Origin of the sequence: Burkholderia sp. FERM BP-3421, from assembly GCF_028657905.1 — a bacterium.
Classification (GTDB): Bacteria; Pseudomonadota; Gammaproteobacteria; order Burkholderiales; family Burkholderiaceae; genus Burkholderia.
On sequence record NZ_CP117781.1, the window covers coordinates 1,571,571 to 1,587,905 of the forward strand.

Sequence of the window (16,335 nt, forward strand, 5' to 3'; positions counted from 1 at the left end):
TGCGATTTTCAGGAGTGCGTATGTTGTCTAAACAAATTCAGATGAGCGTGCTTGCGCCGCTGTCGGGCACGGTCGTGCCGATCGAAGCGGTCCCGGATCCCGCGTTCGCGCAGAAGATGGTCGGCGACGGCCTGTCGATCAATCCGCAGACCAATATCGTGCTGTCGCCGATCGCAGGGCGCGTGATCGATCTTCACGCATCGAGGCATGCGGTCGTCGTCGAGGGCGAATGGGGCGTCAGGGTGATGGTGCATGTCGGCATCGACACGGTCATGCTCGACGGCGAGGGCTTCGACGCGCTCGTCGCGAAGGGGGACGACGTGCTCGCCGGTCAACCGCTGCTGCGTTTCGACTTGGCGCACGTGGCCGCGTATGCGGCGAGCATGCTCACGGAAATCGTCGTCGTGAATAGCGAGTGCGTGTCGCGGATGGACAAGAGCGTGGGCGCCGTCGAAGCGGGAAAGAGCGTGCTGCTGACGCTGCATCTCGCATCGCAGACCACCGGCGGTGCAGCGCCCGAGCAGGACGGGGAGTGGTTGTATTCCCCGTTTATCCTACTGCCGAACCCCGCGGGCTTGCATGCTCGGCCTGCCTCGGTACTCGCGCGGGAGGCGCGGCAGTTCTCCGCGCACGTCGTGCTGTCGTGCGGGGCGCTCGACGCCGATGCGAAATCGGCGGTCGACGTGATGGCACTCGCAACGGGGCAGGGTGACGAAGTGTGCGTGAGCGCGCGCGGCGGCGATGCCGCGCAGGCGCTCGAGCGCCTCGTGGGTGTGCTGCTGGATGGGTGCGGCGAGCGTATCGACCATGTCGCCGCGTCCGGTCCACGGTGGCAGGACACGGCGCGCGCCGCAGCCGCGGATGCGGCGGTGGGAACGTTCGCGGGCGTCGGCGCGTCGCCTGGGCTCGCCGTCGGCAGCATCGTACAGTGGCGCGGAGCCGAGCTCGAGTTCGACGAAGCGGGCGGTACGTTTGACGACGAGCGTCCGCGCCTGTCCACGGCGCTGCGGCTCGCGGGCGAGCAGATTCAGGCGCTTGTGGCCGGCGGCGGCGAATCGGCCGCGTGTCGGGCTGAGATCATGGATGCGCATCTCGCGTTGCTCGAGGATCCGGTGCTGCTTGATGCCGCGGAAGCCAATCTGCGCACCGGTGCGAGCGCACCGGGGGCGTGGTACCAAGCGTGCCAGGCCGTCGCCCGGCGGCTGGCCGGCCACCCGAGTCCGTTGCTGCGCGAGAGGGCGACGGACATCCGTGACGTCGGCACGCGCGTACTGTCGTTGCTGACCGGCGTTCGGCGCGCAATGCCAGTCTTCGGAGACCGGTCGATCGTTCTCGCCGATGACCTGACGCCATCGGACACGGTATCGTTGGACCGCAGCAAGGTCATCGGCCTGTGCACGGTATCCGGCGGCCCGACGAGCCACGTGGCGATCCTCGCGCGGTCGATGGGGATTCCGGCGATCTGCGGAATCGACGCGGAGGCGCTGTCCCTGAGCGACGGTGCGACCGCGGTGCTCGACGGCACGGCGGGGCTGCTACGGATCGATCCCGATCCCGAACTGCTCGCCGACGTGACGCGGCGCATGGATGCCGAAGTCGCTGAGCGGCGGGCGAACGAGCAGGCCGCACATCGGATCGGCAGCACACGCGACGGTCATCGCGTGGAAGTTGTCGCGAACGTGCGGGATGTGGTGGAAGCGAAGGAGGCGGTTGCGTCGGGCGCCGAAGGAGTCGGACTGCTGCGTTCCGAATTCCTGTTCGAAGATCGCGCGACCGCGCCCGACGAAAACGAGCAGGCCGCCGCCTACGAGGCCATTGCGGCCGAACTCGGGCGAGCGCGGAAGTTCGTCGTGCGTACGCTTGACGTGGGCGGCGACAAGCCGCTGCGCTACCTGCCGCTCCCGAAGGAAGCCAATCCATTCCTCGGCCTGCGCGGCATTCGCGTCAGCCTCGCGTATCCCGAGCTGTTCCGCAATCAGTTGCGCGCGATGCTGCGCGCGGCGCCGCACGGAGACCTTCACATCATGTTCCCGATGGTTTCGGATCTCAACGAGGTGCTGGCCGCGAAGTGCATCCTGCAGGACGAGCAGCAGAAATACCCGCATCCGGTCAAAATCGGCGTGATGGTCGAAGTGCCTGCGGCGGTGGCGATCGTCGAGGCGCTGGCGCGGGAGGTCGACTTCTTTTCGATCGGCACCAACGATCTCGCACAATACACGCTTGCGATCGATCGTGGGCATGCGAAGCTGTCGTCTCAGGTCGATACACTGCATCCGGCCGTGCTGAAGATGATCGACCTGACGGTGGCGGGCGCGCACGCCCACGGAAAGTGGGTCGGCGTATGCGGCGCGATGGCCTCCGATCCTGCCACGACGGCGATTCTCGTCGGGCTGGGCGTCGATGAGTTATCGGTGAGCGTGCCCGCGATTGCCGCGATCAAGGCGGAACTGGCGAAGCTCGACTTCGACGCGTGCCGCGCATTGGCCCGGCGCGTGCTGAAGCTCGGCAGTGCTAGGCAGGTGCGCGACGCGATCGTCGGCGGGCCGGCTGACTGACGCCGCGAACATCGACGATGCGCCTGTCAGGCGTGCCGGTCCCCCGGTTTGCCAACCATTGATTCACCAAGTAGACGATGAACACGCACGCCTTTTCTTCCGCGCCCGAGCGGCCGCTCGACATGGTGATTTTCGGCGGCGCCGGCGATCTGGCCGCGCGCAAGCCGCTTCCGGCGCTCTACATGGCGCATCTGCACAGCAGCCTGCCCCCCGAGACGCGCATCATTGCCGTTGGCCGCAGCGGCTGGACGCGTGAACGGTATCTGACCTTCGAATTGAAACATGGCGATTGCGATATCGATTGTGCGAGTATCGAGCGTCGCTTGTCTCCACATTGACCCACCACGGGAAGAAAAATGAACGAAGCAACATCAGACAATACAGCCCGGTTATGGCAGGACATCACGGTTGTCGATAATTTTTTGCCTGGCGCAGAGCAATCAGCGATCTACCACACGCTGTCCAACGGAGCATGGACTCACGGGTGGCGTTCACGCAGTGGCGAGGGTGCACAGCCATTCTGGCATCAACATTTTGTTGGCCCGAAAGGCTCCTTGCAAACCGGGCAGGAGGAACAAGGCGAGGAGAAACTCGCTCGTGACGCGCCGCTGTTGCACGCGTTCTGGGGGAGGTTGTCAACGTCGTATCTGAGCGCGCATGACCTGCATAGCTGCTATGCAAATGGTTTGCCATATGGCACCGACGGTGCACTTCACACTGACTCGCTTGCTCCAGGCGCCTGCACGGCGGTGTACTACCCGCACACCGAGTGGGATCCGGATTGGGGTGGCGAGACCATCCTGTTTAACGAGCAGAAGGACGACATTCTGGCAGCGATCTATCCAAAGCCAAACCGGTTGCTGATTTTTCCGGGATTCGTCCATCACGTTGCGCGTGGCGTGTCGCGAACCTGCCCGGTCATGCGGATCACCTTGATGTTCAAGACACAGATCAATGCTGCCTCGATCCGGTAATCTGAAACATCGTCTGCCAGGGAACGCCGCTCGGTCAAGGCCTGTTGTCTGCGACCGCCATCGATCATCCATTGTCGAAACGGCTCAGGCCCAATTGTGTCGATTCGCGACATTTCTCGACATTTCTTGACGCCAGTCATCATTTTGATCTCTTAGCTTCTCAGCAGCCCTCGCTATTTGATGCCGGGTGTTACAGGGGGAGCCTCCCCTTGACAGATGATGGGGTAAAAGATCAAAAATGAATAACTTAGCTCACCATAATATATCATTTAATAATTCGGGGTTGCGTGCGATTTCAGTGGGCGTGATGGCCTTGTTCGCCATTATTACTCCCGCGGCGCACGCACAAGGCTACGTTGATCCGGGTCGACTCGGAGATCCGGGTAGCTGGAAAACACCGGAATTCAAGGCCGATTGGGGATTGAATCAGATGAATGCCGAGTACGCCTACGCCCAAGGCTATAACGGAGGAAACGTCAAGGCTGGCGTGCTGGATTCCGGGATTTATATTCAACACCCTGAATTTTCATCAGATCGCTTCCATCCTGTTTCGACAGTCGGCACCTACTCTTCCAATGGGTCTTTGAGTGATGGATCGGATGACGCCAATGGTTTGAGCTACGATCCGAAATACACCAAGGATGATATAACTGGCGCGTTTAAAAAGGGACAACCATTCAATGTTCCTGGAACGTTCATTGATGAAGTCAACAACACGCACGGAACTCATGTGAGCGGTACCATTGGCGCGACGCGCGATGGTGTTGGGATGCACGGGGTCGCCTTTGGATCGCAGGTATATGTCGCGAATACCAATGGTACGGACGACAATGCCATGCAGGGGCCAGATTTTCTTGATTATGGCTATTTCAAGGCGGCCTATCAGGCGCTTGCCAGTCAAGGTGTCCGTATGGTTAATAATTCCTGGGGACAAAATTCGGCAAATCCTTTGGACAACGACATGAGCAGTGTCCAGAGTATGACGACTGCATACCGTCGGTTCTGGGATAAAAATCAGGCAGGACAGAAAACGTGGCTGGAGGCCATGACCGAAGCGGTCAAGGAGCACGGATTTATTCAGGTCGTTTCGGCGGGCAACAGTGGCGATGGAACGTCGAGTGCAGGTATTGGCGCCAACCCGGACATGAATGCCAGCATTCCATATTTCCGGCCCGATGTGGAAGGTCGCTGGCTGGCGGTGGCGGCATCAGACCCGCCTCCGTCAACGTCACCCGGTGGACAGACGGCTGACTCGACGATTGCATCGTATTCGAATCGCTGCGGTGCTGCCAAATACTGGTGTGTGGATGCACCGGGGAGTCGCATCAAAAGCACAGTCAATCCCAATTATCCATTTGATGGCTCGCATAAAGGGAGGCTGTATGAATCAGTTGACGGCACATCGATGTCGGCACCGCATGCATCGGGAGCCCTGGCCGTCATCATGCAACGATTTCCCTACATGACGAATGAGCAGGCCCTCAGCGTTCTGCTGACTACTGCGGGTCATAACGGAGTGCTCACGCAAAAGCCGAACGAAATCGATGGGTGGGGGAATATCGATCTTCGTGCTGCGATGAAAGGCCCGGGGCAGTTGACCGGCCTCTTTGAAGCAAAGCTGGACAAGGGCGTCAGCGATACCTGGTCTAACAACATCACGGACAACGCACTCGTTCAGCGCAAGCAGGAAGATGGCGCGGAACACGCGCAGTGGGTGGAAACGCTCAAGGACAAGGGCTGGCAGAATGGTCTCCCCGCCAATGCCAGCGCCGACGACCGATTCATATTCGAGGTCGGTACGATCCGTGAGTATGCGTATCAACATCGCGCCTACGAGGGCAGTTTGACGAAGTCCGGTGATGGCCTGCTGACACTCTCGGGTGCCAATACATATCGCGGGTTGACGACGGTCAATGGCGGAGAGTTGAGAATCAACGGGTCCGTCACTTCGGGCACGGTAGTCAATCCTAACGGCCTCCTGACTGTGAACGGCACGAGTGCCGATGTCGCGGTCAACGGTGGGCTGGCATCGATCTCAGGCACGAGCGCGAACGTATCGATTACGGCGCAGGGCACTGCGAGGATCACTGGCAAGAGTGCGGACGTCACCGTGAACGGCGGACGGGCGTGGCTGGACGGAGCGAGCGGTGCGGTATCGGTGGGCAACGGCGGAGTCGTCAGCGGCAACGGTTCACTGCAGTCGCTGAGCGCGCAAGCCGGCGGTACAGTAGCGCCGGGCCACTCGATCGGCAGCCTGAACGTGGCGCATGACGCCAGCTTTGCGCCGGGTTCCACCTATGCGGTGGAAGTATCGCCGAACGGAAGCAGCGACCGCATCGATGTAGGCGGCCGCGCACGCCTCTCGGGTGGCACGGTGAACGCAGCGCTGGAGAGTCTGCCTCCGCCGCTGAGCCTGTCGCAGATGGGCACGCTGCTGGGCCGCAGCTTCACGATCCTGAACGCGGCCGGCGGTATCGATGGCCGGTTCGACGCGATGCCGCAGCGTTACCTGTTCGTCGGCACGGCGCTGACCTACGGCCCGAACAGCGTGAATCTCTCCGTGAACCGCAACGCGACACCGTTTGCGAGCGTGGCAGACACGACCAACGGTCGCAGCGTGGCAAACGCGCTGGAGACGGTGAACGGGAACAACGCGGTGTACCGGAGCGTGCTGCTGGCCTCGGACGCGGCAGTGCCGCAGGCGGCGTTCCATCAGCTTTCGGGTGAGATTTACCCGGCGGCATACGGGATGCTGATCAACGAGAGCCGCAAGGTGCGCGATGCAGCGCTGGACCGTCTGTGGACGGTAATTCGCGATGCGGTACCCGGGGCGAGCCGTACGGGGGCATGGGCGCAGGTACTGGGCTCGTGGGGCAGCACGGGAGGCAATGGCAACGCAAGTGGTTATAAGAGCTCGACGGGGGGCTTCCTGGCCGGGGTCGACGGTGCGGTTCGCGAGGACCTGCGCGTGGGGGCGCTGGCAGGATATAGCCACAACTCGGTGAGTCTGGACGACCAGCCTGCATCGGCTTCGTTCGACAGCTTCCATCTCGGGGCGTACGCGGGCTGGCAGCCGGGGCCATTCGGCCTGCGGATCGGTGCGATCCATTCGTGGCACCGGGGCGGGGTGGACCGGGCCGTGCAGTACGGCGCTGCGCCGGAGAGCGAGACAGGGACGCTGGAAGCCGAAACGACCCAGGTATTCGGCGAGACAGGGTACAGGCTGAACGTGGGGGCTGCCTCGGTGGTCGAGCCGTTCGCGCGGGTAGCATTCGTGCATCTGAACAACCACGGAATGACGGAGAGCGGCGGAGCGGCGGCCCTGCAGGTGCAGGGCGGCAACAACGACGTGACGTTCTCGACGCTGGGGTTGCGGGGGACGACGCAGCTGGACCTGTGCGCGAAGGTCCAGCTGACGCTGCGCGGATCGGCGGGCTGGCAGCATGCGCTGGGCGATGGGAAGCCGGTAGGCACGCTGTCGTTCGTGGCGGGCAGCTCGCCGTTTAGCGTGTCGGGCGTACCGGTGGCGAAGGACGCAGCGGTGGTGAACGTGAGTGCGGGACTGGCCCTCGGCAAGAACGGCATGCTGAGTGTGGGATATGCAGGTTCGCTGGCGAGTCGTGAATCCGATCATGCCGTGACGGGCAATCTGAACTGGAAGTTTTAAAGGCAGACACCCGGTTCGGCCAGTTTTATCGGCCGGACCGGTTGGCCGGTTATCTTGACGTACAGCGCCCCGACATCGGTGATATTGCGCAGCGCCAGCCAGATGAGCTTCGCTGCTGCGTCATCGGTCGGGAAGTGCCCGCGCGTCGTGATGATCTTGCGCAGTGGCGAATTGATATTCTCAATGGCATTCGTGTGTATATAACCTTGCGGATATCCGGCGCAAATGCAAGGAACGGAATCCCGCGATCCCAGGCCTTGCGCCAGGCGATACTGACAGGCGGGAATTTCTGGCCCCAGGGACCTTCAGCAAACGCATCAAGCGGCCTGAGCGGCTTCCGCACGGGGGGCCGTGCAGATCGGTTTGATCGCGGCAGCCAGCCCCTTACGGTCCTTCCAGCTTGCGTAATCGAGGCTGTTTCGAATCAGGTGGACGATGCAGGTTTGCAGCGTGGTCGCCGGGAACACGGCAGCCAGGGCCTCGGGCATCCCTTTGAGACCGTCGGTCACCGCGATCAGGACATCGTGGACGCCGCGTGTTTTAAGTTCGTTGAACACCTTCATCCAGAGCGCGGAGTTGGAGATCACCGCCTTCCGCCAGAAGATATGAGTAGGCGCGATGCAAACTATAAGACGCACCCGCTACCAAATCCAACGCACGCCACCGATGTTTGCCCAGGCGTCACTTTCTGAAACGCAACGCTATTGTTCCGCGATCAACGCGATCGCAACCATCAAGTCATCAACGACCCGGTCGAACGCGTCGGTCGCTGGGTCCTCGCGCGCCGGCGTGCGCACGTAGCCGACCAGCACTTTGCGCTTGACGCGCTCTAGCGCACGGGCCCGGCCGCTTCGGCTCGATGTGCAGCGTCACTAGGCCGCGCGGCAGCGTCGACTCCTTGAAAAGGATGCATCTTCTGCTCGATGATCGAAGATCGGCATCAAAAATAAAGGCAGCGTGTTTTATATTCCGTATCAGTGGCGATCATAATTTTATTTAATTTGTATATTAATGTACTGGAAATTTATACATTTCTGCACAATTAAATTGCGGATCAATAATTTATTGAGAACTACTATCGCACGTGCATAGCTGCTTCTGCCATACATCGGCGTTGTTGCATAAATCCTTCGTGATGACGAGGTGGAGCCTTTGTTCATGATTTCATGTGATGCGTACGGAGTGCAGGCGGGCGAGCTCAGTCATGCGATTGAGTACGCCCACGCGGATCGCGACGTCGGCCGCCTGCGAGTCGGTTCGGCGTGCCCACAGGTAAAAACCCGTGAACGTTTTGAGCCGAGGCATCGCATTCTCGGCCAACGAACGACAGTAATAGCCGCCGGAGCCCTTCTTCCATTCCCGGCGGCCGAGCCGTACGATCGCGTCGCTCGCTCCGTTGCACCTTGCGGCGCCCGACACGGTCGCCTTCCAGTGACCGGCGCCCTCGCGCGGCATGGCACGGCTTCGAGTCGTACGCACCATCGCCTCGTGCGCTATCAAATCGTTCGTCGGCCGGAATCCAGTCGATCGATTGGCCAAGACATTGCCGTCAGCAACGTCATGATGCGTCATCAGCGCGGCCTGCACCTGACGGGTGCGTGTGTCGAGCGCGAGATACACCTCGCGCCACGTGCAGCGTTTCGAATAGCCATACTGGCGGACCTCATTCGCCTTCGCCGTGTCGACCTCCAAATGAATTGGGTCGCCGTCGCGAACGATCGGCAGTTGTACATCAAGCGTTTGTGCGCGGCGAGTCGGCGTTGCGTAGTTCGGTATCGGCAAGGTGGCGAAGGCCAGATCGTGCAAACTTTGCGCAAAACCCTGCAGGGCGCGCAGTGGCAAGCGAAACACGGTCTATGAATCAGAGGCATCGTCCCAGTCGTTGCGCGAAAACGTCACCGCCACGTGTCCGGATTGATATAACACTGCCATCCGGCGGTGGGCGTATTTCGTCAGTGTTAATTTTGGAGCGAGTGCGCCGTCTGCAAAAATATATTGACCGTAGAGATGGGGGTTGAATGTTTAAAGGTCGAATTCATCGTCGGTATTTTTATTTGGTTAAATATTTTCTATTTTTGGGTTTTGCTATGCTGCCGCCGAGCGACGTGATGGCTAAATTTACTTCATTTTTAAAAAATCAGCAGCAAATAAATTCTGCGAAAGTGATTATCGTTGATCCGAGTTTGAATTTTCGGGTGCGTATAAGCGAAGAAAAAATGCAGGAAGTAGGTAAATTGTATGGCACGGAAGATCGCGATCGAATTTCTGGTCTTATAAAAATCATTGAGGAGTCCGATGTTCATGATCGCGTTGGTTCCGGTGTCGCTGCATCCGATATTTCGAGTAATGATTTTGAGCCGAGAGAGGGGATTTATTTATTTTCAAAAGATGGTGAAATTTATAAGTTTCTTTTTTCAAAAAAATATGAAGGCGCTTCGACGGTGCAAGGGTCGTTTAATGGAAGGCCGATTACGGCAAGAAGTTCGATTCCGCGCGCACTTCAGTCTTGGGTGGATGAATAATCTCAATCATATGAATTAAATCAGATTATTTGATTTGCGGGTATGCAAATTTGAGTGCGCAAGAAAGGCTGTGCACTCAACTGGCGTCACTCGATCTCAAGTGAATCGAGTGATTTTTTTGGCCAACATGAACTTTGGCCAGTTTATGTCGAAGGAGCATTGCCTTGTTGACGACCAAAGATTTCGAAGCGACTGCTTTCTCTCTGGAAGATTTCCTCAAGAGCCATGGGAGATCAGGTTTTCCTCCGAAAGTGTCAGAGGGAATTTTTCCGAAGGCGAATCCAATCAACCTCGAGCGAGTAGCGAACACAGCAGCAACGGCTATCACTGCTGATGATTTCGTGGTGAAGGGCGCTACAGCCCAAGACATTGCTGATCTAAATACCAGTCTCGCTTATCTCGAAACCAGTGCGAATGCCCTAAAAATCATTCAGGGTATGAAGGCCAACAAGGTGGCAATCGAGATTATTCACAACGGCGACGATCATTATTCCCCTGACAGCAATACTATTGCCTGGGATCCCCACTCGGCACTGACGGTCCAAGATAACGCAACAGGACAGGCCGTGGGCGTCCAATCCGCAGCGCTCGGTCTGGCTCATGAAGGTGCGCATTCGACGGATCCAGATCTGGCAACGCATAGTGGGACCCTTAATGCGCAGTACGACAATGATGCCGAAAAATACGCGGTGGCCAAAGAGGATCTCATCGCCACCGACCTGGGGGAGACGTTACGCTACAACCATCTCGGGTTCGGGTTGCCAAACGAAGTGAACCCGACAGAACACAGCACGCCCAAGGGTGATGGAACCTACACCTATGCCGAATGGAGCGGCGGCAAGATCATCACGGGTGACACTTACCAGATGGGAATGTCGCCCGCCAATCTCCCTGACGTCAGTGCTGGCCAGACATTGGCCGCCCGGACGCTCAGCAACCTGATCAGCGCGATGGGAGCTTTCGAGCCTCAAGCTGCAGTTGTCAGCCACCTGAGTGCGATAAATGATTCGCACGCAACGCTGCAATTGGCAGTTGGCCGCTAAGCCGGTCCGGTAGTTATGCAGCCTCCCCTGTATCGGCAGGGGAGGTATTGTCCTCCTGAAACGCTGACGCGATTTCCACGCATGTATGCTCCTCAGCAAGAATTGCCGCAGCCGCCGGACGATCCCGGCCTGTCGGCGCTTGTATTGATTGCACAGTTTCACGGTATCGCGGCAAACGCCGCGCAAATAAGGCATGCCTCGGGATCAACGGGCGATCAGCTTTCAGTCAGCGATCTCCTATTAGCGGCACGCAGCCTTGGTCTCAAGATCCGCCAGGTTCGGATCACTGAAAGTCGGTTGCCCAAGACCCCGTTGCCTGCCCTGGTGATCGACGAGCGCGGCAAACATTTTATTCTCGCAAAATGCGATGAGAATAAAGCGCTGGTTCTCGATGCCGGGGCGTCCGGGCCATCAATTTGCGAGCCCGCCTCAGTGATCTCCCGATCCGGCGGCCAGATGCTGCTGTTTGCGTCGAGGGCATCGCTTACCGGGGCGTTGGCGCATTTCGACTTCTCATGGTTCGTCCCAGCTGTCGTCAAGTACCGGAAGCTCCTGCTGGAAGTTCTGCTGGTCTCAGCCGTGCTGCAATTGTTTGGCCTGGTCTCGCCGCTGATGTTCCAGGTCGTGATGGACAAGGTATTAGTCAACCGTGCCTTCACTACCCTCAATGTCGTCTGCATTGCCTTACTGGTAAGCGCGATCTTTGAGGTGGTGCTGTCGGGCGTACGCAATTATGTGTTCGCACACACCGCGAGCCGCATCGACGTCGAACTTGGCGCGAAGCTGTTCAGGCATCTGCTGACGCTGCCACTTGCCTACTTCGGTGTGCGCCGCGTCGGGGATACGGTCGCCCGGGTCAGGGAACTGGAGAACATCCGCAGCTTCCTGACGGGACAGGCAGTCACTGCCGTAATCGATCTATTCTTCTCGATCATCTTCCTCGGGGTCATGTGCCTGTACAGCGTGTGGTTGACGCTGGTCGTAGTCATTTCATTGCCGGTGTATGCAGCGATTTCCATGACGATCACGCCGATTCTGCGCACCAGGCTGAACGAGAAGTTCGCCCGGACCGCCGACAATCAGTCCTTTCTGGTGGAAACCGTATCAAGTGTCGAAACCGTGAAGTCGATGGCTGTCGAGCCGCAATTCACACGGCGCTGGGACAATCAACTTGCCGGCTATGTGTCGGCGGGGTTTCGTGTCAGTGCGCTTGGCAACGTCGGCCAGCAGCTGATCCAACTCGTCGGAAAGCTTGTTACGCTGGTGACGCTTTATCTCGGTGCGCGCTTTGTGATTGAAGGCAAATTGTCGGTCGGTCAGCTCGTTGCCTTCAACATGATGTCGCAGCACGTCGCGGTGCCCGTGCTGCGGCTCGCCCAGCTCTGGCAGGATTTCCAGCAGGTGGGTATTTCGATGGGGCGGCTGGGAGATATTCTCAATACCCGGACCGAACTGCCTCAAAGTCGCCAGGCCCTGCCCACGGTTCGAGGCGACATCAGTTTCCAGAACATCCGATTTCGTTATCGCCCCGATGGTCCGACTATCCTCAATGACATTTCACTCGACATTTCTGCGGGTGAAATCGTTGGCATCGTCGGACGATCCGGCTCCGGCAAGAGCACGCTGACCAAACTGGCACAGCGGCTCTACTTACCCGAACAGGGACGCGTGCGGGTCGACGGCATCGATCTCGCACTTGCCGATCCTGCCTGGTTGCGCAGGCAGATCGGCGTCGTGTTGCAGGAGAACCAGCTGTTCAATCGGTCGATTCGCGAGAACATCGCCGTCACGGATCCGGGTATTGCCCTCGACGTCGTCATGCACGCAGCGCAGCTCGCTGGCGCGCACGATTTCATTTCCGAGATGCCAGAAGGTTATGACACGATCATCGGCGAACATGGTTCGAATCTGTCTGGCGGCCAGCGCCAACGGCTCGCGATTGCCCGCGCACTCGTCACCAATCCGCGCATCTTGATTTTCGATGAGGCGACTAGCGCGCTGGACTTCGAAACCGAACACATCATCCAGAGGAACATGCGGGCGATGTGTAACGGCCGGACAGTGATCATCATCGCCCACCGTCTCAGTTCCGTACGGCACGCCAATCACATCGTCGCGATGGACAAGGGCCGCATTGTGGAGCGCGGCACGCACGACAGCCTGTTGGCGCAACAAGGGTACTACGCACATCTGGTATCGCTCCAGAACGCCTGACTCTTCCTCTTCTTCCGGTTGCTGTCCATGAAATCAATACTCCCAGGGGTCAGCACGCTGCTGGGCCGCTACGTCGCGGTTTTCCGAGAATCGTGGCTGATTCGCCGCGAGCTCGACACCCAACCACGCCTCGAACACGAGCGCGCCTTCCTGCCCGCCAGTCTCGAGCTGGTCGAAACACCGGTTCACCCGCTGCCACTCTGGACGATGCGCGTCTTCGTGGCGCTCAGTGCGGTGGTGGTATTGATCGCGTTTTTCGGGAAACTCGATATTGTCGCCACCGCGCCGGGCAAGCTGATTCCCCGCGAGGAGGTCAAGACCATTCAACCGGCGTTGACGGGCGTTGTCCGTCAGATCATGGTCCGTGACGGACAACGGGTCGAGGCCGGGCAATTGCTGATGGAGCTTGATACGACCCAGGCGGCGGCGGATTCCGACAAGGCACGGCTAAGCCGGATCGATGCCGCGCTAACAGCGGAGCGGTCGCGCGCGCTGCTATTGGCACAGGTCCACGCACAGGCGCCGACGCTCGGCCTGGTGGAGGGTGCCAGCGAACAGCAGCAATCGGAGGCCCAGCATTTCGCTGAGGGCTTCTATAACGAATATCGCGACAAGCTGAATAGTGCTCGGGCAGAACTGATGAAACGCGAGGCCGAATTCGGCACAACGCAACAGCAGATTGCCAAATTGGTCGCGACCGCGCCTTTGGCACGCCAGCAAGCGGATGATTATCGCGCGTTGGCATCGGACAAATATGTCGCGCGGACGGAGTATCTCGATAAGGAGCAAACCGCATTGGGCCAGGAACACGAACTCGCTGCCCAGCGCAGCCATGCCCGGGAACTGACGGCTGGTATTGCGCAGCAGCGTGCAGAAATCGCCTCGGTCACATCGGATTTCAGGCGCGCGCAGCTTGATCTGCTGGACAAGGCCACGCAGCAATTGGCGCAAAGTCGAAACGACGAAACCAAGGCCGATACGCGGCAGAAGCTGCTCAGTCTGACCGCGCCGGTTGACGGGACCGTCCAGCAGTTGCGGGTTCACACCCTCGGCGGTGTCGCGACGGCGGCCAATCCAGTCATGGAGATCGTGCCGGATGACGTGCTTGAAGTCGCGGCCAATATCGAGAACAAGGATATCGGCTTCGTGAAGGTCGGGCAGCTGGCGATCGTCAAGATCGAGGCGTTTCCGTACACCCGCTATGGCTATCTGAAAGGTACGGTCGAGACCGTGTCGAACGATGCCGTGCAGGAAAGTAAGCGCGGGCTGACCTTCGTCACTCGGATTCGGCTGGAGACCAATCGGATCCGAGCAAACGATACCTGGATCAACCTCACGCCGGGGATGACGGTCACCGCCGAAGTCAAGACCGGAAAGCGCAGCGTCGCACACTACTTCCTGGATCCCGTCATCCAGACGGGGCAGGAGAGTTTGCGTGAGCGTTAAGTCCATCGATGAACATGTCGGCGTGTGGTGGACAAGATGCGTGCTGGCGCTTGTTGGCCTGGCTTCCACGGGCGCATGGGCATTGGACCCGCTGCTGACAAACGGCGCGGTTCCGGCAACCGCGGCTGTCGACATGCTGGCCGCTTCCGCGAAGCTGTGCACGTTCACTGATCTGCCAACGCCGCTGCGTTTGCAGGATGCCGTCGAGCGGGCACTTTGCAATCATCCGAAAACGCGGCAAGCATGGGCGAACGTGAAAATTCAGGCGGCGGCGGTCGGCTTGGGCCGGGCCGCGTTCCTGCCTACCGTGAACGGCAGCTGGCAAGGTACGCGCGACAACGCGACGAATCACATCACGGGCTATCCACAATACGATTCGAACTATCAGGCCAACCTGCAGAATGCCAGCGTTTCGCTCAGCTGGGTGCTCTACGATTTCGGCGGGCGCTCGGCGGCGTTGCGCAACGCCGCCGAATTGCTGGCGGCAGCACAGGCGAACCAGCAAGCCGTCCTCGAAACGGTTTTCGCGTCGGTCGCGAAGGACTTCTATGCAGCCCAAGCCGCCCAAGGCGCACTCGCGGCCGCGCGTGAAATCGAGCGGACCGCACGTACGAGTGCTGATGCGGCGACTCGACGAGTCGACCGCGGTGTGGCAGCAATCAGCGATCAACTTCAGGCGCAGACTTCGTATGCCGAGGCGACCGTGAGCCGCACGAAGGTGGAGGGCGAATGGCTGGGCGCGATGGGTACGCTGGCGTCGGATATGAATCTGGCGCCGACGATCGCGATCGTGCTGCCGGATGTTGGTGATGGCGTTACGCCGACGCCGGAGTTCAGCGATTCGGTAGTGGCCTTGATCGACGAGGCGAAACGCACCTATCCCGGCGTCGTGGCGGCGCAGGCGCAGGTCGCTGCTGCGCAGGCCAAGGCGGCCCAGACCCGGGCCGAAGGCCTGCCGCGTTTGAGCCTCGTCGTTCAATATAACTACAACAACCAGCCAACCAGCCTGCAACTGGGATACCCCGTGTTCCCCGCGACGCATCGAGAGTGGTATCTCGGCTTTCAGGTGACGATCCCGATTTTCGAGGGTTTCATGCGGACTTATCAGGTCCGGCAGGCCGAAGCTCAGATTGAACTGCAGCGGAGCATACTGGATGAAATTCGGCAACAGGTGGGACTTGATGTCTGGACCAGCTACCAGACGCTGCAAAGCACCACGAAAAATCTCGACAACAGTGAGAGGCTACTCACGCTGGCGCAACGATCTTATGACGCAGCAGAGCGCCGTTATCGGACTGGGATCGGTCAGATTTTGGAATTGCTCAACGCGCAGTCGTCAATGGCCAGCGCGAAGCGGCAGCGGATTCAAGCGCTGACCGATTGGCGTTCGGCTCGCCTGCAATTGGCGTCGAAGCTCGGTAAGCTGGGAATGTGGAACCTATCGAGCGACGAATCGAAACCGTGAATGAACGGTCTGACGACGGCACGTGCGGTGCCAAGCCATCAGGATGTTCGAGAGCGGTGTCAATGCCGATAACTGGATCAATCTCCACCGTCGCGGTAGCTGCTGCCTCTCCAACGGGTTCGCGTCGATCGCCGGAATTGCCACACGCCACGCTGACCGCACGATTGGTGGCGGCCGCCGGGGCTTGTCGACGAACCACGTCGTCAGCTGTCGCGGTGGGGCTGTGTGCAAAGCCCGCGCAGGCGTCGCGTCGTCCGTTGCACTGCAGGCGGCCCGATTAACGGTGATCGCGCCCGCATGCTCGTACGTCTCCGCTACCGAATCGCTTCCCGCGCCGTCGCGACGAATCGATCGAAAAATGCGCGCAGCTTGGGCGGCATGTTGGACCACATGTTCCAGCGCAGCGTGACCTTTCCGTCGTCGGGCGCAAGTTCGATTGGGGGGAGTGA

The 16,335-nt window shown here is 59.6% G+C and carries 8 protein-coding genes and 3 pseudogenes; 9 read left to right on the plus strand and 2 right to left on the minus strand.

The window, feature by feature from the left end:
- The first annotated feature begins 20 nt into the window (after positions 1-20).
- The 4 genes and pseudogenes from ptsP to Bsp3421_RS09955 all read left to right on the plus strand — a co-directional run bounded on the left by ptsP (position 21) and on the right by Bsp3421_RS09955 (position 7,196).
- Positions 21-2,555 carry a phosphoenolpyruvate--protein phosphotransferase gene (gene ptsP / locus Bsp3421_RS09940; RefSeq protein WP_273998340.1) on the plus strand — a complete coding sequence of 845 codons (2,535 nt, stop codon included), beginning with the start codon at positions 21-23 and terminating at the stop codon, positions 2,553-2,555.
- 77 nt (positions 2,556-2,632) lie between these two features.
- Positions 2,633-2,821 (plus strand): annotated as a pseudogene (locus Bsp3421_RS09945) (glucose-6-phosphate dehydrogenase); the annotation flags it as partial.
- Positions 2,822-2,911: 90 nt separating this feature from the next.
- A complete protein-coding gene (locus Bsp3421_RS09950) occupies positions 2,912-3,529 on the plus strand; it encodes a 2OG-Fe(II) oxygenase (RefSeq protein ID WP_273995752.1) in 618 nt (205 codons plus the stop codon).
- Positions 3,530-3,767: 238 nt separating this feature from the next.
- Positions 3,768-7,196 carry an autotransporter domain-containing protein gene (locus Bsp3421_RS09955; protein WP_273995753.1) on the plus strand — a complete coding sequence of 1,143 codons (3,429 nt, stop codon included), beginning with the start codon at positions 3,768-3,770 and terminating at the stop codon, positions 7,194-7,196.
- Here Bsp3421_RS09955 and Bsp3421_RS09960 read toward each other — a convergent pair.
- A pseudogene (locus Bsp3421_RS09960) lies at positions 7,193-7,759 on the minus strand (transposase). The gene Bsp3421_RS09955 and the pseudogene Bsp3421_RS09960 sit on opposite strands and share 4 nt — an antisense overlap.
- Before the next feature lie 601 nt (positions 7,760-8,360).
- A pseudogene (locus Bsp3421_RS09965) lies at positions 8,361-9,050 on the minus strand (IS5 family transposase); the annotation flags it as partial.
- A gap of 254 nt (positions 9,051-9,304) precedes the next feature.
- Here Bsp3421_RS09965 and Bsp3421_RS09970 point away from each other — a divergent pair.
- The 5 genes from Bsp3421_RS09970 to Bsp3421_RS09990 all read left to right on the plus strand — a co-directional run bounded on the left by Bsp3421_RS09970 (position 9,305) and on the right by Bsp3421_RS09990 (position 15,886).
- Complete coding sequence (locus Bsp3421_RS09970) at positions 9,305-9,718, plus strand: hypothetical protein (protein WP_273995754.1); 414 nt, start codon at positions 9,305-9,307, stop codon at positions 9,716-9,718.
- A 164-nt stretch (positions 9,719-9,882) separates the two neighbouring features.
- Complete coding sequence (locus Bsp3421_RS09975) at positions 9,883-10,761, plus strand: hypothetical protein (RefSeq protein WP_273995755.1); 879 nt, start codon at positions 9,883-9,885, stop codon at positions 10,759-10,761.
- An 81-nt stretch (positions 10,762-10,842) separates the two neighbouring features.
- Positions 10,843-12,975 (plus strand): type I secretion system permease/ATPase, encoded by a 2,133-nt coding sequence (locus Bsp3421_RS09980; RefSeq protein WP_273995757.1) that lies wholly within the window; start codon positions 10,843-10,845, stop codon positions 12,973-12,975.
- Between the two features lie 27 nt (positions 12,976-13,002).
- The gene (locus tag Bsp3421_RS09985; RefSeq protein ID WP_273995759.1) at positions 13,003-14,421 is read left to right on the plus strand and encodes an HlyD family type I secretion periplasmic adaptor subunit; all 1,419 of its coding nucleotides are present in this window, start codon (positions 13,003-13,005) and stop codon (positions 14,419-14,421) included.
- Entirely contained in the window at positions 14,411-15,886 is a 1,476-nt protein-coding gene (locus tag Bsp3421_RS09990) for a TolC family protein (protein ID WP_273995761.1), read from the plus strand. The genes Bsp3421_RS09985 and Bsp3421_RS09990 overlap by 11 nt, the downstream gene beginning before the upstream one ends.
- The last annotated feature ends 449 nt before the right edge of the window (positions 15,887-16,335 follow it).

Coding starts and splice junctions, on each gene's coding strand:
- Bsp3421_RS09980 (WP_273995757.1), top strand. CDS start 10,843: ATGTATGCTCCTCAGCAAGAATTGCCGCAGCCGCCGGACGATCCCGGC.
- Bsp3421_RS09950 (WP_273995752.1), top strand. CDS start 2,912: ATGAACGAAGCAACATCAGACAATACAGCCCGGTTATGGCAGGACATC.
- Bsp3421_RS09955 (WP_273995753.1), top strand. CDS start 3,768: ATGAATAACTTAGCTCACCATAATATATCATTTAATAATTCGGGGTTG.
- ptsP (WP_273998340.1), top strand. CDS start 21: ATGTTGTCTAAACAAATTCAGATGAGCGTGCTTGCGCCGCTGTCGGGC.
- Bsp3421_RS09985 (WP_273995759.1), top strand. CDS start 13,003: ATGAAATCAATACTCCCAGGGGTCAGCACGCTGCTGGGCCGCTACGTC.
- Bsp3421_RS09970 (WP_273995754.1), top strand. CDS start 9,305: ATGGCTAAATTTACTTCATTTTTAAAAAATCAGCAGCAAATAAATTCT.